Below are 21,180 nucleotides of genomic sequence, written 5' to 3' on the forward strand. Positions count from 1 at the left end.
CCGGTAACGCGCAGACTCCCGCCGTGGGCCGCGTCTCGACGCCGCGCCCCGAGGCCGATGATTGACGCCTCTTGCACACCGGCCCACTAGCCCTGCCGCGTCGCACTCATCGCGTGTCCCAGCTTGATGAAGACGCTCATCGCATGCGAGGGGTCGCGAACTGGCAGCGCGACAGACCGCCCTGCGCGTCATCCGATACCTTGGACGTCGCGTTTCACGTGAAACATGGTTTGTATCGAGGCGGCGCGGGATACAGCGGGGTTCGACCCGATGCAGGGGAAGCCGTTCGGTGAGAGGAGATCGACGCCCGTCCACCCGCGCACCGTAGCCAGGCGCGCTCAGGCAGCTGCGCGGGGGAGGACGCGCTGACGCCTGCGCCTAGCGCTACCCTCGTCGCGCGCTTCACGCGCGCAGCCGAGCAGCCGCCGCGCGTCAGGGGTCGACGACTGCCCGCAGCACGCGGGTCGTCTCGAGTCCGTGCTCAGCACCGAGCTCGAGCACAGCGATGTCCTGCAGGCGATGCTTGCGGACCACCTTCTGCGCAGCGGCGAGCTCCTCCGTCACTCGAGCCCCCTTCAGCAGCAGCAGCTCGCCGCCGCTGCGGACGAGCGGCGCGGTGAGGGGGATCAGCGTGCGCAATGCGGACACGGCGCGAGCGGTCACCTGGTCGAGCGGCTTCAGCTCGCCGCTAACCGGGACGTCCTCAGCGCGCGCACGGAGGACGCGCACGTTCTCGAGGCTCATCCGCTCGACCTCGGAGCGCAGCCAATCCGTCCGTCGCTCCATCGGCTCGATGAGCGTCATCTCCACGTCGGGGCGAGCGATCGCGAGCACGAGCCCGGGCAGGCCGGCTCCCGATCCGACATCACCGACACGGCCGCGGAGCAGGGGAGCGACAAGTGCAGAGTTGAGGATGTGTCGACTCCACAGCTGCGGCAGCTCCCGGGGCCCGATGAGGCCCAGCTCTTCGCCCCGAGCTGCGAGCGACGCGACATAGGAGCGCGCCAGCTCGAGCCGGTCGCCGAACAGCGCGGCTGCGGCCGCCGGCTCCGTCTCGAGCACCGGGGGAGTGGAGTCGGTCACGGCGTCAAGCGGGGATGATGACGATGTGCCGCTCGGCGCCCTCGCCCTCGGACTCGCTCTCGAGGCCGTGCTCGCGCACGAGGTCGTGCACGAGCTTGCGTTCGTACGAGGACATGGGCTCGAGCGCGACGCGGGGTGCACCAGCCGCGAGCGCGGCGGCGGCCTCGTCGACGACCGATTGCAAGGCCAGGGCCCGAGCGTCGCGCGAGCCCGCGACGTCGAGCACGAGCCGCGAGAACTCGCCCGACTGCTGCTGCACCGCGAGGCGCGTGAGGTCCTGCAGCGCAGCCACGACCGTGGGCTCCGCGAGGCCGCCGAGGTCGTCGCCCGCCTCGCCCACCTTGATGGTGGTGCGCGCATCCGTCTGCTCGATCTCGATGTCGCCGTCGAAGTCGGCGATGTCGAGCAGGCCCTCGATGTAGTCGGCGGCGATCTCGCCCTCGTCGATGGTCTCGTCGACGCCGGTGGTCGACTGCTCTTCCGTCATCAGCTGCCCTCTCGCTTGGACTTCGGCTTCTTGCCGCGCGGCTGCTGCCGCTGCGTGCGGAGCTCGATCTCGGCGGCCGTCTCGGCCTCCTCCTGGTCGACGGGAGGCAGCCCCATGCGCTGGCGCTTCCGCGCCATGCGCGCCTCGCGGGCGAGCGCGGCCTCCGACCCCGGCGTCGGCAGCTTGCTGATGATGATGAGCTGCTGGACGAGCGTGTAGATGTTGGAGACGAGCCAGTAGAACATCGTGCCGAGCGGGAACAGCCAGGCCGAGATCAGCAGGAACACCGGGATGATGTAGAGCAGGATGCGCTGCTGCTTGTACATCGGCGACTCCTTCATCGCCGGTGTCTGGTTCTTCGTCATGATCTGCAGCTGCGTGTAGAACTGCGTCGCGCACATGATGAGCGTGAGCACGATCGCGGTCACGATCACGGGCACGCTGCCGGTCTCGAAGCCGGCCGCCATCGTCATGTGCAGCGGCACGACGCCGAACAGCGTCGACTCGCTGAAGAGCTCCGCGAGGGGCTGGGTCAGGAGGCCGACGCCGGGCTTCTTGTTGTTGGCGTCGGTGAGCACCTGCACGAGGCCGAGGAAGATCGGCATCTGGATGAGCAGCGGGAGGCACGAGGCGAAGGGGTTCGTGCCGGCCTTGCGGTAGGCCTCCATCGTCTCGCGCTGCATCGCCTCGCGCGAGAACTGATCCTTCTTGCCGCGGTACTTCTTCTGGATGCGCTGGATCTCTGGCTGGATCTCGAGCGACTTCCGAGAGGAGACGATCTGCCGGACCGTGAGCGGGATCATCGCGCTGCGGATCACGAGCACGAGGCCGACGATCGACAGCACCCAGGTCAGGCCGGAGCCCGGATCACCGCCGAGCGCGGTGACGACGGTGTGGAATCCGACGAGGATCGCCTCGATGACCCACTTGATGGGCCACATCAGCAGGGCGAAGATGTCCAAGCTGTCACTGCTCCTTGTGAGCGAGGACGAACCCCGCTCTGTTCGTTGCGAGCCGCTCGCGCGGCTCTGGGATGTCGTCGACCCCACCGGCCGCCCACGGGTGGCAGCGGAGGATGCGCCTCGCGCCCAACCAGATGCCGCGCACGACCCCGTGCTGCTGGATGGCCTGCAGGGTGTAGGCCGAGCAGCTGGGGTAGTAGCGGCACACGTCGCCATAGAGCGGTGAGATCACCGCGCGGTAGGCGACGAGGATCGCGACGCAGATGTTGCGGGGGAGCAGTCCCAGCCTCTTGAGGCTCTGACTCATGACCGTCGCTCCAGCAGCGGCGCGATGCCGGCCCTCAGTGTAGCGAAGTCGGCCCTGCCTGCCGCGGGCAGAGCGCGGATGACGATGTCGGCCGGCTCGATCGCGTCGAGCTCGGCACGCACGATCTCGCTCAGGCGCCGCTTCACGCGATTGCGCACCACAGCGTTGCCGACCTGCTTCGACACGATGAACCCGAAGCGGGCGACAGCCGCTTCGGGTCTCGCGCGGTGCACCACCGCAACAGGTCCGCCCGCACGGCGACCGGTGCGAACGATGCGACGGAAGTCGTCGCCGCGCACGATCCGGTTCGCCTTCGCGAGCACCTCGGGCGGTCTACGCCGAGAGCTCGGTGCGGCCCTTGCGACGACGCGCGGCGAGGATGGCGCGGCCGGCGCGAGTGCGCATGCGGAGGCGGAAGCCGTGCTTCTTGGCGCGGCGGCGGTTGTTCGGCTGGAACGTGCGCTTGCTCATGGTGAATCTCCCGTGGTCCGGCGCGATCGCGCCGCAAGTTCGAGGTGGCCGAGCTGCCAGGCTCGACGACGCGCCGCACGACGGATGCGGCAACCTGACAACCATACGCGAGAGACCGCCAGCGGTCAACGAGCACCGCTCCGCCTCGACGCCACGCCGCAGCCAAGACGGCGAGACTTGCACGAGGTGCGCTATGCGTGCAGACTCTTGGAATCCGCGCCGCGGCAGGTGCCCGGGGAGCACCGCAGCGAGCGGACCCTTCATGCACAGCACCTGTGGATAATGGTGTGGAGACGCATCCCCCACCACCCCGCACCGCAGAGGAACCGCATACCGATGGCCCCGGACGCTCGAACCGGACAGCTCTGGTCCGCGGTCCTGGCGACCCTCGCGGGCGACCCTCGGATTCCCCCGTCGTTGCGCGGATTCCTGGACCTCGTCGAGCCGCAGGGCGTGCTCGGCGGCGTGCTCTACCTCGAGGTGCCGAACGACCTCACGCGCGACATGCTCGAGCAGCGGCTGCGCGTGCCGATCGTCGAGGGCCTTGTGGACAACGCTGTGGACATCGCGTCGTTCAAGATCGTCGTGAACCCGCAGCTCGACGACGAGGAGCCGCTCCCTGACGTCGTCGACGACCCGGCCGCAGAGCCGGTCGTGACGCCCGTCCAGAGCTATGAGCGGGATCCCGCCGACGTCCCGTCCCGGCGAGTCGACTCGCGGCTCAACCCGAAGTACACCTTCGACAACTTCGTCATCGGCGGCTCGAACCGCTTCGCGCACGCGGCCGCCCTCGCGGTCGCCGAGACGCCGGCCAAGGCGTACAACCCGCTCTTCATCTACGGCGACTCCGGCCTCGGCAAGACGCACCTGCTGCATGCGATCGGCCACTACGCCGAGGGCATGTACCCGGGCATCCGGGTCCGGTACGTGTCGAGCGAGGAGTTCACGAACGACTTCATCAACTCGATCGCGAACAACCTGAACCAGTCGTTCCAGCAGCGCTACCGCGACGTCGACGTGCTGCTCATCGATGACATCCAGTTCCTGAAGGGCAAGGAGTCGACGCAGGAGGCGTTCTTCCACACCTTCAACACGCTGCACGACCACAACAAGCAGGTCGTGATCACCTCGGACGTCGCCCCGAAGCACCTCCAGGGCTTCGAGGAGCGGATGGTGAGCCGCTTCGAGTGGGGACTCATCACCGACGTGACCGTGCCCGACGTGGAGACGCGCATCGCGATCCTCCGCAAGAAGGCGGAGGCCGAGCGCATCCAGATCCCGCCAGAGGTGCTCTCGGTCATCGCCGACAAGGTGCAGTCGAACATCCGCGAGCTCGAGGGCACGCTCATCCGCGTCACCGCGTTCGCGAGCCTCAACCGGCTGCCGGTCACGATGGAGCTCGCGCAGACGGTGCTCAAGGACCTGTTCAGCTTCGACGAGGAGGCGGTGGTGTCGCCGAGCGACATCATCAGCCACACCGCCGCGTACTTCCGGCTCACGGTCGAGGACCTGCACGGGTCATCGCGCTCGCAGACCATCGCGCTCGCGCGGCAGATCGCCATGTACCTGTGCCGCGAGATGACCAGCATGTCGCTGCCGAAGATCGGGCAGCTGTTCGGCAACCGCGATCACACCACCGTGATGTACGCGAACAAGAAGATCGAGAAGCTCATGCAGGAGCGCCGCTCGGTCTACACGCAGGTCACCGAGCTCACCTCGCGCATCAGGCAGCGCGCCGGCGCGTAGACGGGCCCATTCCTGGCCTCGCACGCGCATCCATCCGCCCGTCGCATCCGCAGAGTGCCGGAACTCTGCCCTCAGCGCGCCCAGGAATCGCAGAGTGCCGGAACTCTGCGCCCGAGCAAGCGGTCGCGCACGCCCATAGCACGAGGAAGTCTCAACGCGTACTTCATGTGACTCGGATGTGGAGGGCCCGGGCGTGCCTGTGGACAACGGCTCGGGGAGCTGTGGACGCGGCCGCGGGAGGCATCCGCCGCTCTCCACGACGTGTGGACGGACGTCAACAGCGGCTCAACATCTTGCACTGCTGTAGTTCCCAAGCGGGGAGCGCGAACCACACGATCTGTCCCCAGCTTGCACAGCGGTTATGAATGACAGAGATTCCTGGAGAGAAGATGCAGCTCGTCGCCAACCATGACGGGTCGGCGGCCCAGGGACGCCACGGCTCGGCCGCGTCGCGGCTGTGCCAGAATCGACAGCGCTGTGCACCAGCACGGGCGGCTGACGCCGTGCCCCAGCGCCGCAGCTCACCCAAGAAGGAGGACGCCCGGTGAAGTTCGTCATCAATCGCGATGTCTTCAGTGATGCCGTCTCGTTCGCCGTGAAGCTGCTGCCGCAGCGGCCGACGATGCCGATCCTGAGCGGCGTGCGCATCGAGTCGACCGCGGATGGCGTGATCTTCTCCTCGTTCGACTTCGAGTCGTCGGCGCGCACCGCCGTCAAGGCCGATGTCGAGGGCGAGGGCGTCGTGCTCGTCTCGGGCCGGCTGCTGAGCGACATCGCGGCGAAGCTGCCGCAGCGCGAGGTGCGGGTCGAGGACGACGGCACGAAGGTGCTCGTCCGCTGCGGCAACGCGCAGTTCTCGCTCGCGAAGATGCCGCTCGAGGAGTACCCGACGGTGCCGACCGTCGAGGGACGCACCGGCGTCGTCGAGGGGAAGGCGTTCTCGGAGGCCATCGGCCAGGTCGCGATCTCCGCGTCGCGCGAGGACGTCACGCCCGTCATCACCGGCGTGCAGCTCGAGGCGAGCGACCACATCCTGACGCTCATCGCGACCGACCGCTACCGCGTCTCGGTGCGCAGCATCCCGTGGGACGCCGGCGACGTGACCGAGGCGCTCACCTCGCTCGTGCCGGCGCGCACGCTCGTGGAGGTGGGTCGCACGTTCGGCGGCGCCGATCGCATCGAGATCACCATGAGCGAGGCGGGGGAGCGGCAGCAGATCGCCTTCTCGACCGCCGACCGCACCGTCACGAGCCTGCTCATCAAGGGCAACTACCCGCCCGTGCGTCGGCTGTTCCCCGAGCAGGTCGACCACCACGCGGTCGTGAACACCGCGGAGCTCGTCGACGCGACGCGTCGCGTGCAGCTCGTGCTCGATGCCGAGGCGGCCATCCGCTACACCTTCAGCGAGGGCCAGGTGCAGCTCGAGGCGATCGGCTCCGAGCAGGCGCAGGCCTCCGAGACGATCGACGCCGTGCTCGAGGGCGACGACATCGTGCTGTCGATCAAGCCGCAGCTGCTGATCGACGGCATCCAGGCCACGCACTCCGAGTTCGTGCGCGTCTCGTTCACGCACTCCGAGAACACGAACAAGCCGGGCCCCATGCTCATCCGCGGCCAGACGTCGCGCGACGACGCCGAGGCGAGCGACTTCAAGTACCTGCTGCAGCCCAACCTGCTGCTGCGCTGATCAGAGCCCGACCCCCGAGACGAGGAGCCACCATGACGCACATCGGACTCATCGGACTCGGACGGATGGGCGGCAACATGCGCGCGCGCCTGCGCGATGCGGGCGTGGAGGTCACCGGCTACGACCACAATCCCGAGGTGACCGACGTCGCGAGCGTCGACGCGCTCATCGAGACGCTCCCGACGCCGCGCGTCGTCTGGGTGATGGTGCCGGCGGGCGCGATCACGGATGCGGTGATCACCGAGCTCGCGGCGAAGCTCTCCGAGGGGGACCTCGTCATCGACGGCGGCAACACGCGCTTCACCGAGGACGACCGGCATGCCGCGATGCTCGCCGAGCGCGGCATCCGCTTCGTCGACGTCGGCGTATCCGGCGGCATCTGGGGGCTCGAGAACGGCTACGGCCTCATGGTCGGCGGCGAGCGCGCGGACGTCGAGGAGCTCATGCCGGTGTTCGACGCGCTGCGGCCCGAGGGTCCGCGCGAGGAGGGCTTCGTGCACGCGGGCCCGATCGGCGCCGGCCACTACGTGAAGATGGTGCACAACGGCATCGAGTATGGCTTGATGCAGGCCTACGCCGAGGGCTTCGAGCTGCTCGAGCGCGCCGAGCGCGTGCACGATGTCGCCGGCAGCTTCCGCGCGTGGCAGCGCGGCACCGTCGTGCGCTCGTGGCTGCTCGACCTCATGGTGCGCGCGCTCGACGAGGACGCCGATCTCTCGGAGATCGAGGGCTACGTCGATGACTCGGGGGAGGGCCGCTGGACGGTCGAGGAGGCGATCGCGAACGCGGTGCCGATGCCGGCGATCTCGGCGTCGCTCTTCGCCCGCTTCGAGTCGCGCCAGGACGACAGCCCCGCGATGAAGGCCGTCGCCGCGCTCCGCAACCAGTTCGGCGGCCACTCCATCAAGAAGGCCTAGGTGCGGGTCAGCCGACTCGCCCTCACCGACTTCCGCAACTACCGCGCAGCGGACGTCGAGCTCGTCGACGGCGCGAACCTGCTCGTCGGCCGCAACGGCCAGGGCAAGACCAACATGGTCGAGTCGCTCGTCTGGATCGCGACCGGCTCGAGTCACCGGGTGCCGAACGACTTCGCGCTCATCCGCGCGGGGGAGGAGCGGGCGATCGTGCGCTGCACGGTCACGAACGACGCGCGCAGCTTCCAGCTCGACGTCGAGCTCAACGCGCGCGGTGCCAACCGCGCGCAGGCCAACGGGCAGCCCGTGCGCATCCGCGACCTGCCGCGCTACCTGCAGGCGGTGCTGTTCAGCCCCGAGGACCTGCAGCTCGTGCGCGCCGACCCCGGTGGCCGGCGCCGGTTCCTCGACGAGCTCTCGGTCATGCGCGCGCCTCGCCTCGCGGGCGTGCACAGCGATCTCGACCGCGTGCTCAAGCAGCGCAACTCGCTGCTCAAGAGCGCTCGCGCGGCGCGCTTGCGACCCGACGACCTCACGACGCTCGAGGTGTGGGACGGCCGGCTCGTCGAGCTCGGGCTCGAGGTGATGCGCGCGAGGCGCGCCCTCGTCGCCGACCTCGCGCCGCACGTCGACGCCGCCTACCGGCTCGTCGCGGGCGACGAGCACGAGGCCCGCATCGAGCTCACGACGAACGTGCCCGACTCGGCCGAGGCGTTCCACGCGATCCTCGCCGAGCGGCGCCGGGACGAGCTCGATCGCGGCGTGAGCCTTGTCGGGCCCCACCGCGACGACCTCGAGCTGCAGCTCAACGACCTGCTCGCGCGGCACTACGCGAGCCACGGCGAGTCGTGGTCCTTCGCGCTCGCGCTCCGGCTCGGCTCCGCCGAGCTGCTGCGCGACGGCTCGGGCGGCGACCCCGTCATGATCCTCGACGACGTGTTCGCCGAGCTCGATGCCGGTCGTCGGCAGCGGCTCGCCGAGGCCGCGGGCCGGTTCGAGCAAGTGCTCATCACGGCCGCGGTCGAGGAGGACGTGCCCGACGCGCTCCGCCACCACCGCATCCGCATCGATCGCGGGGAGGTGCTGGATGCGTGAGCTCGCCGTGACGGAGCCCGAACGGGTGTGGCTGCGACTCAAGGCCAAGTTCGGCGACCCGGAGAAGGTCACGCGCGACGGACGCCGACGCTCCCGTCGCGACCCCGACGCATCCGTGCCGTTCGGGAAGGGCCGCGATCCGCGCGCCCTCGGCGATGTCCTCGGCAGCTTCGCCGAGGACCGCGGCTGGACGACGACGCTCGCGCGCGCCGACGTCATGGCGCACTGGCCGGAGCTCGTCGGCGCCGAGAACGCCGATCGCACCGAGCCCATCGCGTTCGAGGACGGGGTGCTGACGGTGCGGTGCGCGTCGACCGCGTGGACGCAGCAGATGCGCATCCTGCGCGCGGAGACCACGACGCGCATCATCGCTCGCTTCCCCGACTGCGGGCTCGAGTCGGTGCGCTTCATCGGCCCCGACCTGCCGAGCTTCAACCGCGGGCGCCGCTCGGTGCCGGGACGCGGGCCGCGCGACACCTGGGGCTGAGCGACGGGGGTTGGACGAGGGGCGCCGGAAGCGCGGCTAGGGTGTCAGATACCCAGGTCTCGAGGAGGAGCCATGCCCAGGCCATCGCGCACGCACGACGCGGTCGAGCGGCTGCTCGACGCCATCATCGAAGGCCGAGTGACCGCCGGCGAGCAGCTGCCGCCCGAGGGACAGCTCGCCGTCGAGTTCGGCATCTCGCGCCTGACGATGCGCGAGGCGGTGCGCTTGCTCCAGGCGCAGGGCGTCATCGTGCAGGTGCCCGGCAGCCGTCACCTCATCGCGCCGGTGTCGGAGTGGACGGGCATGGATGCCGTGGTGCGGCACGCTCGGAGCGCGGGCCAGCGCAGGCAGTCGTCGCTCGAGCTGCTCGAGGTGCGCATGATGATCGAGACCGGCGCGGCCGAGCTCGCGGCCGAGCGGCGCTCCGACGAGCACCTCTCGGCGCTCGAGGACTCGCTGGCTCGCATGCGGCACCACCACGACGAGGCGGACGTCGACGCGTTCGTGCAGGCCGACCTCGAGTTCCACGACGTCGTCATCCGCGCTGCCGACAACCGCATCCTGGTCGCGGCGCTGCGGCCGCTCACGTCGATGCTCGCCGAGACGCGGGCGAGACGAGCGCGGTCGCCGAGATCCGGGCCCGCGCCATCGAGCAGCACCAGGCGGTGCTCGATGCGATCCGCTCGGGGGTGCCGATCGCCGCGCGCGACGCGATGGCGAGCCACATGCGGCAGACGCGCGACGATCTCGTGGCGCTCGTGCGCGACTGATCCCGCGAGATGGGCTTGACAGCCCGACGTGCGTGATCGAAGATATCTGACATCAGATTCGCGCGCCGCCTGCGCGGATCCCGCGGACAAGGGAGTTCTCGTGCACCTCGACGGCCTGCTGGCAGCCCTGCCCGCCCCGCTCGACATCTCGGCGGCCGAGGTCGCCGCCGCTCGCAGCCGCGATCTCGTCCTCATCGTGCTCGACGACGACCCGACCGGCACGCAGTCCGTCGTCGACCTCCCGGTGCTCACGCACTGGGAGCCAGAGGATCTCGACTGGGCGCTCGCCCAGGACGCCGCCGCCGTCTACGTGCTCACGAACTCGCGCTCGCTCGACGAGCAGCAGGCCGCCGCTCGCAACCTCGAGGTCGTCGAGGTCGCCCTCGCCGCCGCCGCGCGCGCCGGGAAGCGCGTCTCGTTCGTCAGCCGCGGCGACTCGACGCTGCGCGGTCACTTCCCGCTCGAGACCGATGTGCTGCGCGATGCGATCGCGGCGCGCGGCCAGGCCCCGCGGCTCACGATGCTCATCCCCGCCTTCCCCGACGCGGGTCGGCTCACGGTCGACTCGGTGCACTACTGGGTCGTCGACGGCGAGGCGACGCCCGTCGGCGAGACGGCGTTCGCGCGAGACGCGACCTTCGGCTTCCGGTCCTCCGACCTGCGCGACTGGGTCGCGGAGAAGACCGGCGGCCGCGTCGCGCGCGACGAGGTCGCCGCCCTCACGATCGACGTGATCCGCGCCGGCACGGATGCGGTCACCTCGTTCCTGCGCGAGCTCGCCCCCGGCACGGTCGTCGCCGTCGACGTGGTCGACGAGCACGACATGCGCCAGGTCGCACTCGCGCTCCACGCGCTCGACCGCGAGGGCATCGACGTGCTCCTGCGCATCGGGCCGCCCTACGTGCGAGCCCACATCGGGCAGGAGATCGCCGTGCCGGTCGGCGCCGACGAGATCACCGTCCGGCACGAGCGCGGCGGCCTCGTCGTCGTCGGCAGCCACGTGCCGCTCACGACCGCACAGCTCGATTCCCTCCGCGCCGACCGCCCCGGCACCGCGACCGTCGAGCTCGACGTGCGCGCGCTCATCGACGACCGGCGCGAGGCGCATCTGACGGAGCAGGCGGATGCGGTGGCTCGCGCGATCGCGTCGGGCACCGTCATCGTCCACACGAGCCGCGAGCTCGTCACCGGCCGCGACGGGGCGGAGAGCCTCGAGATCGCGCGGCGCGTCTCCGCCGGGCTCGTCGAGCTCGTCGCGCGCGTGCTCGAGCTCGCTCCGCCTCGCTTCGTGATCGCGAAGGGCGGCATCACCTCGAGCGACGTCGCGACAGAGGCGCTGCGCATCCGCCGCGCGCGCGTCGTCGGCCCGATGCTCCCGGGCATCGTCTCGCTCTGGCAGCCGCAGTCCGGGCCCGCCGAGGGAATCCCCTTCGTCGTCTTCGCCGGCAACGTCGGCGACACCGACTCCCTCGCGCGCGTCGTGCGCACGCTCGCCGATTGACCCGAGGCTGCGCCGGCCCGAGCCGGCCGGCATCACGCATCCACCCGCACAGATAGGAACAGCCATGACCAGCACCGTCGCCGTCATCGGGCTCGGCGCCATGGGACTCCCCATGGCGACGCGGCTCGCCGCGCGCTTCGACGTCCGCGGATTCGACATCGCGGCCGAGCGCCTGCACCTCGCCGAGCAGCAGGGCGTCGTGCCCGCTGCCTCGGCCGCCGCCGCCGTCGCGGGTGCCGACGCCGTGCTCGTCGCCGTGCGCACCGGCGAGCAGCTGCGCGAGCTGCTCTTCGGTGAGACGGGGCTCGCCGAGCACCTCGCCGACGGCGCCGTCGTCATCCTCACGAGCACGGTCGGCACCGACGGCATCGCCGACATCGCCGATCGGCTCGCCGCCTCCGGCGCCCACCTCGTCGACGCGCCGCTCTCGGGCGGCCCCGTGCGGGCGGGCGAGGGCGACCTCCTCATCGTCGTCGGCGCCGAGCCCGCCGCGCTCGAGACCGCGCGGCCCGTGCTCGAGCAGCTCGCGTCGACCCTCTCGATCGTCGGCGACAAGCCCGGCGACGGGCAGGCGCTCAAGACGGTCAACCAGCTGCTGTGCGGCGTGCACATCGCCGCCGCCGCCGAGGCGCTCGCCCTCGCCGACGCGCTCGGGCTCGACCGCGAGCGCACCCTCGAGGCGCTCTCCGCCGGCGCCGCGAGCTCCTTCATGCTCGGCAACCGCGGCCCCCGCGCGCTGCAGGCCTACGACGAGGACGGCGCCGAGGTGCTCAGCCGGCTCGACATCTTCGTGAAGGACCTCGGCATCGTCGGCGCCGCAGCGCGAGCGCACCACCTCGCGGCCCCCGTCGCCGCCGCCGCCGAGCAGCTCTTCCTGCTCGGCGAGGCGCAGGGCCTCGGCCACCTCGACGACTCCGCGGTCATCCGCGTCGTCGCCCCGACGCTGCGCGGGGAGGCGAGCTGATGGAGTACCCCCTCGGCGTGCTGATCGCCATCGGCCTCGGCGGCATCGGGCTCCTGCTGCTGCTCATCATCCGCTTCAAGGTGCAGGCGTTCTACGCGCTGCTGCTCACCTCGATCGTCGTGGGCATCGTCGCGGGGCTGCCGCTCACGACGATCCCCGCGACCGACGACGCTCCCGAGCGGCTCGGCGTCATCCAGGCGATCATCGCGGGCGTCGGCGGCACGCTCGGCTCGGTCGCCGTGCTCGTCGCGCTCGGCTCGATGCTCGGCAAGATCATCGAGATCTCCGGCGGCGCCGAGTCGCTCGCCGGGAAGTTCACGGGCTGGCTCGGCCCCAAGCGAGTGGCCGTGGCGCTCACCGCGGCGGCAGGCGTCCTCGCGATCCCGGTCTTCTTCGACGCGGGCTTCATCATCCTCATCCCGATCATCTACGCCTTCTCGAAGGCGGCGGGGCTCAGCCCGATGAAGTTCGGCCTGCCGATCGCGGGCATCATGCTCGCCGTGCACGTCGCGGTGCCCCCGCACCCCGGCATCGTCGGCGGCGCCACGATCCTCGGCGCCGACATCGGCTGGGTGACGATCCTCTCGCTCGGCATCTCCATCCCGCTCGCCTTCGCCTCCTACGTCGTCGCGAAGCGCATGAACCGGCGCGAGTTCGCGATGCTCGCGGCGACGAAGGCGATGTTCGACTCCTTCGGCACCGAGGCCGACACCGTCGGCGGCGGCAGCTCGCTCGCCGAGGGGGAGAAGGCGCCGAGCGCCTGGACGATCCTCGCGATCATCATCCTGCCGCTCGCGCTCATCATGGTGGGCACGACGATCGCGCCCGCGATGGAGGTCGGCAGCTTCTGGCACGGCTTCCTCTCGATGATCGGCCAGCCGATCTTCGCCCTCATGGTCGCGATCGGCGTCGCGATGATCGCGCTCGGCGTGCGCCGCGGCTGGTCGGCGAGCCACCTCGGCGAGGTCATGGAGTCCGCGCTTCCCGCAGCCGCGGTCATCATCCTCGTCACCGGTGCGGGCGGCGCCTTCGGCCGCATCCTCACCGAGACCGGCATCGGCGGCGCGGTCGCCGATGTCATGGCGGCTTCCGGCATGCCGGTGCTCCTGCTCGGCTTCCTCATCTCGCTCATCATGCGCGCCGCGCAGGGCTCTGCGACTGTCGCGATCACGACCGCCTCTGGCCTCCTCATCCCGGCGGTGGCGGGGCTCGGGCTCGACCCGATCCACCTCGCGCTCTTCGCGGTCGCGATCGGCTACGGCGCGCTCGGGCTCAGCCACGTGAACGACTCCGGCTTCTGGATCGTCACGCGCTACCTCGGCCTCTCGGTGAAGGACGGGCTGCGCACGTGGACCGTGCTGACGACCGTCCTCGGCGTGCTCGGCTTCCTCCTCACCGCGGCGCTCTGGCTCCTCATCCCCATGGGCTGAGGCTCCACGGCGGATGCCCTTCGGCGGCCCGGGACCGACAGGTCCCGGGCCGCTCCCCCTTTGCAGGCGGGTGTCCACCCCCGCTCGCGACCGGCCCTGGAAGCCCGCTCCGAGCGTCCAGGGCCGCAGAACCCGCTTTCGGGGGACTGTTCTCTCGCGGCGCACCGCGATCGTCCACGAGAGGCGCGCGTTGACGAGCCTTCCTCGCGCATCCGGGGTAGAATCGGAGGGTTGCGCCGCCGCATGGCGGTCGCGCGAGACGGACCGGGAGAAGCATGGCGAACGAGAACGAGACGCAGCCCGACGACCAGACGGCGAAGCCGTCGCAGCCTCCCACCCAGGGCGACTACGGCGCCGATCAGATCCAGATCCTCGAGGGCCTCGAGGCGGTGCGCAAGCGCCCGGGCATGTACATCGGCTCGACGGGCCCGCGCGGCCTCCACCACCTCGTCTACGAGATCGTCGACAACGCGGTCGACGAGGCGCTCGCCGGCTACTGCGACAGCATCGACGTCGTGATCCTGCCCGACGGCGGCGTGCGCGTCACCGACAACGGCCGCGGCATCCCCGTCGATCCCCACTCCTCCGACCCCTCGAAGTCGACCGTCGAGGTCGTGCTCACCGTGCTCCACGCGGGCGGCAAGTTCGGCGGCGGGGGCTACGCGGTCTCGGGCGGCCTGCACGGCGTCGGCTCGTCGGTCGTGAACGCGCTCTCGTCGCGCCTCGAGGTCGAGATCAAGCGCCAGGGTCGAGTGCACCGGCAGTCGTTCCGCGTCGGCGAGCCCGAGGGGCCGCTCGTCTCGGGTGAGGCGACCGACGAGACGGGCACGACGCTGACCTTCTGGCCGAGCCCCGACATCTTCGAGACGGTCGAGTTCGACTACGAGACGCTCGCGAAGCGCTTCCAGCAGATGGCGTTCCTCAACAAGGGGCTGCGCATCGCGATCGAGGACCGACGCCCCGAGGCGCTCATCGAGCCCGACGCCGGCGAGGAGGGCACCGAGCCGCGCCAGCGCTCCGACGAGTACCTCTACGAGCAGGGCCTCAAGGACTACGTCGCCTACCTCAACGAGTCGAAGAAGGCCGAGGCGGTGCACCCCGAGATCATCGACTTCGAGTCGGAGGACACCGAGCGGCGCATCTCGGTCGAGATCGCGATGCAGTGGACGACCTCCTACCAGGAGGGCGTCTACACCTACGCGAACACGATCAACACGCACGAGGGCGGCACGCACGAGGAGGGCTTCCGCGCGGCGCTCACCACGCTCGTGAACAAGTACGCGCGCCAGTCGAACCTGCTCAAGGAGAAGGACGAGAACCTCTCCGGCGACGACGTGCGCGAGGGGCTCACGGCCATCGTCTCCGTCAAGCTCGGCGAGCCGCAGTTCGAGGGCCAGACGAAGACGAAGCTCGGCAACACCGAGGCGAAGTCGTTCGTGCAGCGCGTCACCGGCGAGGAGCTCGGCCACTGGTTCGAGTCGAATCCGGCGATGGCGAAGGAGATCGTGCGCAAGGCGATCGGCGCCGCGACCGCCCGCATCGCCGCGCGGAAGGCGCGCGAGCAGACCCGTCGCAAGGGGCTGCTCGAGTCGGGCGGCATGCCCGGCAAGCTCAAGGACTGCCAGTCGAAGGACCCGGCGATCTCGGAGATCTTCCTCGTCGAGGGCAACTCCGCAGGCGGCTCGGCCGTGCAGGGCCGCAACCCCTACACGCAGGCGATCCTGCCGCTGCGCGGGAAGGTGCTCAACGTCGAGAAGGCCCGCCTCGACCGGGCGCTCGGCAACGCCGAGATCCAGTCGATGATCACCGCGTTCGGCGCGGGCCTCGGCGAGGACTTCGACCCGGCAAGGGCGAGGTACCACAAGATCGTGCTCATGGCGGATGCCGACGTCGACGGGCAGCACATCACGACGCTGCTGCTCACGCTGCTGTTCCGCTACATGCGGCCGCTCATCGACATGGGCTACGTGTACCTCGCAGCCCCGCCGCTCTACAAGATCAAGTGGACGAACGCCGACCACGAGTACGCGTACAGCGACCGGGAGCGCGACGCGATGATCGCCGACGGGCAGGCGAGCGGCAAGCGCATGCCGAAGGACAACGGCGTGCAGCGCTACAAGGGCCTCGGCGAGATGAACTACAGCGAGCTGTGGGAGACGACGATGGACCCGGAGACGCGCACGCTCAAGCAGGTGACGCTCGACGACGCCGCCGTGGCCGACGCGATCTTCTCGACCCTCATGGGCGAGGACGTCGAGGCCCGCCGATCCTTCATCCAGAAGAATGCGCGCGACGTGCGCTTCCTGGACATCTGAGGCTGAGAGACGATGACTGACGAGACCACCCCCGCTGAGCCCTTCGACCGCGACGCCCCGAACCACGGCACGATCGAGCAGGTCGACCTCCAGCTCGAGATGCAGCGCTCCTACCTCGACTACGCGATGAGCGTCATCGTCGGGCGGGCGCTGCCGGAGGTGCGCGACGGCCTCAAGCCCGTGCACCGTCGCGTCATCTACGCGATGTACGACGGCGGCTACCGGCCCGACAAGGCGTTCTCGAAGTGCTCGCGCGTCGTCGGCGACGTCATGGGGCAGTACCACCCGCACGGCGACACGGCGATCTACGACACCCTCGTGCGCCTCGTGCAGCCGTGGAGCCTGCGCTACCCGCTCGCGCTCGGGCAGGGCAACTTCGGCTCGGCCGGCGACGACGAGGCGGCCGCCCCGCGGTACACCGAGACGAAGATGTCGCAGCTCGCCATGGAGATGGTGCGCGACATCGACGAGGACACCGTCGACTTCCAGGACAACTACGACGGCCGCACGCAGGAGCCGTCGGTGCTGCCGGCGCGCTTCCCCAACCTGCTCGTCAACGGCTCGGTCGGCATCGCGGTCGGCATGGCCACGAACATCCCGCCGCACAACCTCCGCGAGGTCGCCGACGGCGCGATCTGGCACCTCGAGCACCCGGAGGCGTCGAAGGAGGAGCTGCTCGCGGCCCTCATGGAGCGCATCAAGGGTCCCGACTTCCCGACCGGCGCGCAGATCCTCGGCACGAAGGGCATCGAGGAGGCGTACCGCACCGGTCGCGGGTCGATCACGATGCGGGCGGTCGTCACGGTCGAGGAGATCCAGGGCCGCACGGCCCTCGTCATCACCGAGCTGCCCTACCAGGTGAACCCCGACCGGCTCGCGGTGCGCATCGCCGACCTCGTCAAGGACGGCAAGCTGCAGGGCATCGCGAACATCGAGGACCAGACCTCGGGCCGCACGGGCCAGCGCCTCGTCATCACGCTCAAGCGCGACGCGGTCGCGAAGGTCGTGCTCAACAACCTGTACAAGCAGACGCAGCTGCAGGAGAACTTCGGCGCGAACATGCTCGCGATCGTCGACGGCGTGCCGCGCACGCTCTCGCTCGACGGCTTCATCGGGCACTGGGCAGACCACCAGGTCGAGGTCATCGTCCGCCGCACCCAGTTCCGCCTCGCGCGCGAAGAGGACCGGATGCACATCCTCGAGGGCTACCTCAAGGCCCTCGACGCCCTCGACGAGGTCATCGCGCTCATCCGCCGCTCGCCGACGCCCGACGATGCTCGCACGGGCCTCATGGAGCTGCTCTCGGTCGACGAGAAGCAGGCGAACGCGATCCTCGAGCTCCAGCTGCGCCGGCTCGCGGCGCTCGAGCGGCAGAAGATCCAGGACCAGGCCGAGGAGCTCCGCCGACTCATCGCCGACTACAAGGACATCCTCGCGAAGCCCGAGCGCCAGCGGCAGATCATCGTCGACGAGCTGCGCGAGATCGTGGCGCGGCACGGCGACGACCGCCGCACCGAGATCATGCACGGCTACGGCGGCGACGTCTCGATGGAGGACCTCATCCCCGAGGAGCAGGTCGTGATGAGCCTCACGACCGGCGGCTACATCAAGCGCACGCGCATCGACCAGTACCGCGCGCAGCACCGCGGCGGCAAGGGTGTGCGCGGCGCGCAGCTGCGCAGCGACGACATCGTCGAGCACTTCGGCGTCACCTCCACGCACGACTGGCTGCTGTTCTTCACGAACTTCGGCCGCGTCTACCGCATGAAGGCGTATGAGATCGCCGAGGCGGGCCGCGACGCGAAGGGTCAGCACGTCGCGAACCTGCTCGCCTTCCAGCCCGACGAGCGCGTGCAGACCGTGCTGCAGCTGCGCCGCTACGACCAGGCCGACTACCTCGTGCTCGCCACGCAGCAGGGCCAGGTCAAGAAGACGCGGCTCGAGCTGTTCGACACCAACCGCTCCGGCGGCATCATCGCGATCAACCTCGCGCCCGACGACCGGGTCATCTCGGCGATGCTCGCGAACTCCGACGACGAGATCCTCGTGATCAGCAAGCGAGGCCGTGCGGCGCGCTTCGCGGCGACCGATGAGGCGCTGCGCCCCATGGGCCGCGCGACCGGCGGCGTGCGCGGCATCCGCCTCAAGCACGGCGACGAGGCGCTCGCGGCGATGGTCATCGGCGACGACGGCTACGTCTTCGTCGTGACGGAGCAGGGCTTCGGCAAGAAGACGCCGGTCTCCGACTACCCGTCGAAGGGCCGCGGCACGCAGGGCGTGCTCACCTTCTCGTCGGGCGACCACGACCGGGGGGCGCTCGTCGGTGCGACGATCGTGCACGACGGCGACGAGCTCCTGCTCATCCGCAGCTCCGGCAAGGTCATCCGCTCGAGCGTCGACGAGGTGCGCGCGACCGGCCGCACCACGATGGGGGTGCAGTTCGCCGAGAAGTCGACGACCGATCTCGTGATCTCGATCGCGCGCAACGTGGAGGACGAGGTCGAGGAGGCCGTCGAGGAGGCCGCGGCCGAGCCGGCCACGTCACCCGCGCAGGATGCGCAGACCGGCGTCGCCCAGGTCGCGATCGCGGAGGCGGAGGACGCTATCGTGGACGCCACGGACTCGGCCGATGCCGATTCGACCGACGACGAGCCCACCGAGGAGACCGACGCATGAGCATCGCCGAGAAGCTGCAGAGCAAGACGCCTCGGCGCAGCGGCTCGAGCAAGCAGGTGAGGCTGCGCCTCGTGCACATCGACTTCTGGTCGGCCATGAAGGTCTCGGCGGTGCTCGGGCTCGTGCTCGGCATCGTCCAGGTCGTCGTGGTGTTCGTGATGTGGAGCCTGCTGCAGGTCGTCGGGCTGTTCGGCAAGGTCGACGAGGTGATGCGCGACATCCTCGCCGACCCGGAGTTCGCCATCACATCGCTGCTGTCGCTGCCGCAGGTGATGATGTTCACGCTGCTGGTCGCGGTGCTGAACTTCGTCGTCATCACCGTCCTCGGCGCGGTCATCGCCGTGCTGTACAACCTCTCGGTGCGACTGACGGGCGGCCTGCAGGTCGGCTTCGCCAACCAGTAGGCCGATCCGGCGCCGTGGTCGAGAGCACGCCGGCGCAGGTGGTAGCATCGATGATTGTGCTCGGGGCTATAGCTCAGGCGGTTAGAGCGCTTCGCTGATAACGAAGAGGTCCCTGGTTCGAGTCCAGGTAGCCCCACCACGCACAACTCCCACGGCCGGCCCGCCGGCCACGGGGCCTTAGCTCAGTTGGTAGAGCGCCTGCTTTGCAAGCAGGATGTCGGGAGTTCGATTCTCCCAGGCTCCACCACTGGTCCCCGAGCCCGCGCGCGATGAGCGTGCTCGCCACGGACTCCGCGCGCACCGCGATCGTCACCGGCTCCGGCATCGGCCGCGCGACGGCGGTCGCCCTCGCCGAACTCGCGCCTCGAGAGCGACGCCTGGCGCGAGGCCTGAGCAGCTCCCGGCATCCCCGCCGGCCTCCCGGCGGATGGGAGGATGGGAGGGATGGACGGACGGCAGGACTGGCGGCAGCGCATCGCGCGCGCGATCCGCACCGACCCCGCCTCGCGGGCGATGACGGAGGCGCTCCTCACGATCGACGAGGTGCACGCGCGGAAGGTCATCGACCTCGCGATGCGCATCGCCGAGGCGCTCCTGACGGTCGGCGCCTCAGCGAACGACGTGACGCTCGCGACGACGCGCGTCGCCGCCGCGCTCGGCATCCGCCCCGTGCACGTCGACGTGACGTACAACTCGATCGGCGTCTCGTACCACCGGGGCCACGACGACCTGCCCATCACCCTCATCCGGGTCGTGCGGGCGCCCGTGCCGGACCACGCGAAGCTCCAGCGGCTGCAGGCGCTCGTCGTCGAGATCGAGGGCGGGCTCGACCTCGAGCACGCGCGCGCCCGCTTCGACGCCATCCGCCGCACGCCCTTCCTCTACCGGCCGACGTTCGTCGTGCTCGCGCAGGGGATGCTCGCGGTCGGCGTCACCGTGCTCTTCGGCGCCTCGTGGATCATCGGGCTCATCGCCTTCCTCGCGTCGTGCGCGGCGGCGGTCGCGCAGCGCGGCATGGCGAGGCTGCGCGTGCCGTTCTTCTTCTCGCAGATCGTCGGCGCGCTCGTCGTCACGGCCGCCGCGACCGCGACGAGCGCGCTCGCGAGGCTCGGGGTGCCGCTGCTCGCCGACGTGCGGCCCTCGATCATCATCGCCGCCGGCATCGTGCTCATGCTCGCGGGGCTCTCGGTCGTCGGCGCCGCCCAGGACGCGATCGACGGCTTCTCGCTCACCGCGGGTGGACGCATCCTCGACCTCGTGCTCTCGACCCTCGGGGTCGTGATCGGCATCCTCGGCGGGCTCTCGCTCGCCCGCACGCTCGGGCTGGGCTTCGCCGTCACGAGCGAGGCGCCAGCGCTCGGCTCGCTGCCGCTGCAGTTGACCGGCGCGGTCATCATCGCGATCTCGGTCGCGATCATGAACGGCGCCCGCCTCCGCACGACGCTCGTGAGCGCCGTGCTCGGCGGGCTCGCCTGGATCGGCTTCACGATCGGCTCGGGGGCCGGCGCGGGCGCGCCGGTGGCGAGCGGGGTCGGCGCGCTCGTCGCGAGCCTCGTCGGCATCATCATCGGGCACCGCCTGCACGTGCCGTCCATCGCAGTGACGACCGCCGCGATCGTGCCGCTCGTGCCGGGCTACGCGGTCTTCCGGGGGCTGCTGCAGCTCGTCGAGTCCGACGGCTCGGCCGCGAGCCTCGTGCTCGGGGTCGCGACGCTCATCGGCGCCGGCGCGGTCGGCCTCGCGCTCGCATCGGGCGCCTCGCTCGGGCTCTTCCTCGGTGCGCCGCTGCGCGATTCCGTCGAGAGCAGGATGCGCGGGCGCGCTCGCCCTCGCTGACGCGCGGCCCTCACGTCGCACCCAGCGGGTCGGACTAGCGTTGCG

19 protein-coding genes and 2 tRNA genes are annotated in these 21,180 nt (G+C 70.3%); 15 read left to right on the forward strand and 6 right to left on the reverse strand.

Annotated elements, in window-relative coordinates; all coding sequences use genetic code 11:
• Nucleotides 1-432 precede the first annotated feature (432 nt).
• From rsmG to rpmH, 6 genes are read right to left on the reverse strand one after another with little or no spacing between them, the layout of a single operon-like run.
• The gene (gene rsmG, locus JSQ78_RS08965; RefSeq protein WP_211447092.1) at nt 433-1,083 is read right to left on the reverse strand and encodes a 16S rRNA (guanine(527)-N(7))-methyltransferase RsmG; all 651 of its coding nucleotides are present in this window, start codon (nt 1,081-1,083) and stop codon (nt 433-435) included.
• Nucleotides 1,084-1,087: 4 nt separating this feature from the next.
• Nucleotides 1,088-1,570 (reverse strand): Jag family protein, encoded by a 483-nt coding sequence (locus JSQ78_RS08970; RefSeq protein WP_211447093.1) that lies wholly within the window; start codon nt 1,568-1,570, stop codon nt 1,088-1,090.
• On the reverse strand, nt 1,570-2,532 hold the full coding sequence (yidC, locus tag JSQ78_RS08975) for a membrane protein insertase YidC (protein WP_211447095.1): 963 nt from the start codon (nt 2,530-2,532) through the stop codon (nt 1,570-1,572). The genes JSQ78_RS08970 and yidC overlap by 1 nt, the downstream gene beginning before the upstream one ends.
• A gap of 4 nt (nt 2,533-2,536) precedes the next feature.
• Nucleotides 2,537-2,839 carry a membrane protein insertion efficiency factor YidD gene (yidD, locus tag JSQ78_RS08980; RefSeq protein ID WP_211447097.1) on the reverse strand — a complete coding sequence of 101 codons (303 nt, stop codon included), beginning with the start codon at nt 2,837-2,839 and terminating at the stop codon, nt 2,537-2,539.
• Nucleotides 2,836-3,162: a ribonuclease P protein component gene (rnpA, locus tag JSQ78_RS08985; protein ID WP_211447099.1), complete on the reverse strand. Its 327-nt coding sequence runs from the start codon at nt 3,160-3,162 to the stop codon at nt 2,836-2,838. The genes yidD and rnpA overlap by 4 nt, the downstream gene beginning before the upstream one ends.
• A gap of 10 nt (nt 3,163-3,172) precedes the next feature.
• Nucleotides 3,173-3,310, reverse strand: coding sequence for a 50S ribosomal protein L34 (gene rpmH, locus JSQ78_RS08990; protein ID WP_021010601.1), 138 nt, complete (start codon nt 3,308-3,310; stop codon nt 3,173-3,175).
• 336 nt (nt 3,311-3,646) lie between these two features.
• On the opposite strand from rpmH, the gene dnaA reads away from it, so the two are divergent.
• From dnaA to JSQ78_RS09065, 15 genes are all read left to right on the forward strand, one after another.
• Nucleotides 3,647-5,056, forward strand: a complete 1,410-nt coding sequence (gene dnaA, locus JSQ78_RS08995) for a chromosomal replication initiator protein DnaA (protein ID WP_211447100.1) — start codon at nt 3,647-3,649, stop codon at nt 5,054-5,056.
• A 544-nt stretch (nt 5,057-5,600) separates the two neighbouring features.
• Nucleotides 5,601-6,743, forward strand: a complete 1,143-nt coding sequence (gene dnaN, locus JSQ78_RS09000; RefSeq protein ID WP_211447101.1) for a DNA polymerase III subunit beta — start codon at nt 5,601-5,603, stop codon at nt 6,741-6,743.
• A 32-nt stretch (nt 6,744-6,775) separates the two neighbouring features.
• Complete coding sequence (gnd, locus tag JSQ78_RS09005; protein ID WP_211447102.1) at nt 6,776-7,660, forward strand: phosphogluconate dehydrogenase (NAD(+)-dependent, decarboxylating); 885 nt, start codon at nt 6,776-6,778, stop codon at nt 7,658-7,660.
• A complete protein-coding gene (gene recF, locus JSQ78_RS09010; protein ID WP_211447103.1) occupies nt 7,661-8,752 on the forward strand; it encodes a DNA replication/repair protein RecF in 1,092 nt (363 codons plus the stop codon).
• Nucleotides 8,745-9,239 (forward strand): DciA family protein, encoded by a 495-nt coding sequence (locus JSQ78_RS09015; RefSeq protein ID WP_211447104.1) that lies wholly within the window; start codon nt 8,745-8,747, stop codon nt 9,237-9,239. The genes recF and JSQ78_RS09015 overlap by 8 nt, the downstream gene beginning before the upstream one ends.
• A gap of 72 nt (nt 9,240-9,311) precedes the next feature.
• Nucleotides 9,312-10,028 (forward strand): FadR/GntR family transcriptional regulator, encoded by a 717-nt coding sequence (locus tag JSQ78_RS09020; protein WP_211447105.1) that lies wholly within the window; start codon nt 9,312-9,314, stop codon nt 10,026-10,028.
• 81 nt (nt 10,029-10,109) lie between these two features.
• Nucleotides 10,110-11,510: a four-carbon acid sugar kinase family protein gene (locus tag JSQ78_RS09025; RefSeq protein WP_211447106.1), complete on the forward strand. Its 1,401-nt coding sequence runs from the start codon at nt 10,110-10,112 to the stop codon at nt 11,508-11,510.
• Between the two features lie 64 nt (nt 11,511-11,574).
• Nucleotides 11,575-12,474 carry an NAD(P)-dependent oxidoreductase gene (locus JSQ78_RS09030; RefSeq protein ID WP_211447108.1) on the forward strand — a complete coding sequence of 300 codons (900 nt, stop codon included), beginning with the start codon at nt 11,575-11,577 and terminating at the stop codon, nt 12,472-12,474.
• Nucleotides 12,474-13,904: a GntP family transporter gene (locus JSQ78_RS09035; protein ID WP_211447109.1), complete on the forward strand. Its 1,431-nt coding sequence runs from the start codon at nt 12,474-12,476 to the stop codon at nt 13,902-13,904. Before JSQ78_RS09030 ends, JSQ78_RS09035 begins: the two co-directional genes overlap by 1 nt.
• A gap of 275 nt (nt 13,905-14,179) precedes the next feature.
• A complete protein-coding gene (gyrB, locus tag JSQ78_RS09040) occupies nt 14,180-16,219 on the forward strand; it encodes a DNA topoisomerase (ATP-hydrolyzing) subunit B (RefSeq protein WP_211447111.1) in 2,040 nt (679 codons plus the stop codon).
• A gap of 12 nt (nt 16,220-16,231) precedes the next feature.
• Nucleotides 16,232-18,895: a DNA gyrase subunit A gene (gyrA, locus tag JSQ78_RS09045; protein WP_211447112.1), complete on the forward strand. Its 2,664-nt coding sequence runs from the start codon at nt 16,232-16,234 to the stop codon at nt 18,893-18,895.
• Entirely contained in the window at nt 18,892-19,299 is a 408-nt protein-coding gene (locus tag JSQ78_RS09050) for a DUF3566 domain-containing protein (protein ID WP_021010613.1), read from the forward strand. The genes gyrA and JSQ78_RS09050 overlap by 4 nt, the downstream gene beginning before the upstream one ends.
• Before the next feature lie 62 nt (nt 19,300-19,361).
• Nucleotides 19,362-19,438: transfer RNA gene (locus JSQ78_RS09055), tRNA-Ile, on the forward strand.
• Nucleotides 19,439-19,470: 32 nt separating this feature from the next.
• Nucleotides 19,471-19,546, forward strand: a tRNA-Ala gene (locus JSQ78_RS09060).
• 197 nt (nt 19,547-19,743) lie between these two features.
• Entirely contained in the window at nt 19,744-21,135 is a 1,392-nt protein-coding gene (locus tag JSQ78_RS09065) for a threonine/serine exporter family protein (protein WP_249295588.1), read from the forward strand.
• The last annotated feature ends 45 nt before the right edge of the window (nt 21,136-21,180 follow it).

It is taken from the genome of Agrococcus sp. Marseille-Q4369 (genome assembly GCF_018308945.1).
Taxonomy (GTDB): Bacteria; Actinomycetota; Actinomycetes; order Actinomycetales; family Microbacteriaceae; genus Agrococcus.

Bases quoted from the DNA above. Each gene is read 5' to 3' on its own strand.
- JSQ78_RS08970 (WP_211447093.1), bottom strand. From the start codon at position 1,570: ATGACGGAAGAGCAGTCGACCACCGGCGTCGACGAGACCATCGACGAG.
- yidD (WP_211447097.1), bottom strand. From the start codon at position 2,839: ATGAGTCAGAGCCTCAAGAGGCTGGGACTGCTCCCCCGCAACATCTGC.
- rpmH (WP_021010601.1), bottom strand. From the start codon at position 3,310: ATGAGCAAGCGCACGTTCCAGCCGAACAACCGCCGCCGCGCCAAGAAG.
- dnaA (WP_211447100.1), top strand. From the start codon at position 3,647: ATGGCCCCGGACGCTCGAACCGGACAGCTCTGGTCCGCGGTCCTGGCG.
- gnd (WP_211447102.1), top strand. From the start codon at position 6,776: ATGACGCACATCGGACTCATCGGACTCGGACGGATGGGCGGCAACATG.
- JSQ78_RS09015 (WP_211447104.1), top strand. From the start codon at position 8,745: ATGCGTGAGCTCGCCGTGACGGAGCCCGAACGGGTGTGGCTGCGACTC.
- JSQ78_RS09020 (WP_211447105.1), top strand. From the start codon at position 9,312: ATGCCCAGGCCATCGCGCACGCACGACGCGGTCGAGCGGCTGCTCGAC.
- JSQ78_RS09030 (WP_211447108.1), top strand. From the start codon at position 11,575: ATGACCAGCACCGTCGCCGTCATCGGGCTCGGCGCCATGGGACTCCCC.
- JSQ78_RS09035 (WP_211447109.1), top strand. From the start codon at position 12,474: ATGGAGTACCCCCTCGGCGTGCTGATCGCCATCGGCCTCGGCGGCATC.
- gyrB (WP_211447111.1), top strand. From the start codon at position 14,180: ATGGCGAACGAGAACGAGACGCAGCCCGACGACCAGACGGCGAAGCCG.
- gyrA (WP_211447112.1), top strand. From the start codon at position 16,232: ATGACTGACGAGACCACCCCCGCTGAGCCCTTCGACCGCGACGCCCCG.
- JSQ78_RS09050 (WP_021010613.1), top strand. From the start codon at position 18,892: ATGAGCATCGCCGAGAAGCTGCAGAGCAAGACGCCTCGGCGCAGCGGC.
- JSQ78_RS09065 (WP_249295588.1), top strand. From the start codon at position 19,744: ATGGACGGACGGCAGGACTGGCGGCAGCGCATCGCGCGCGCGATCCGC.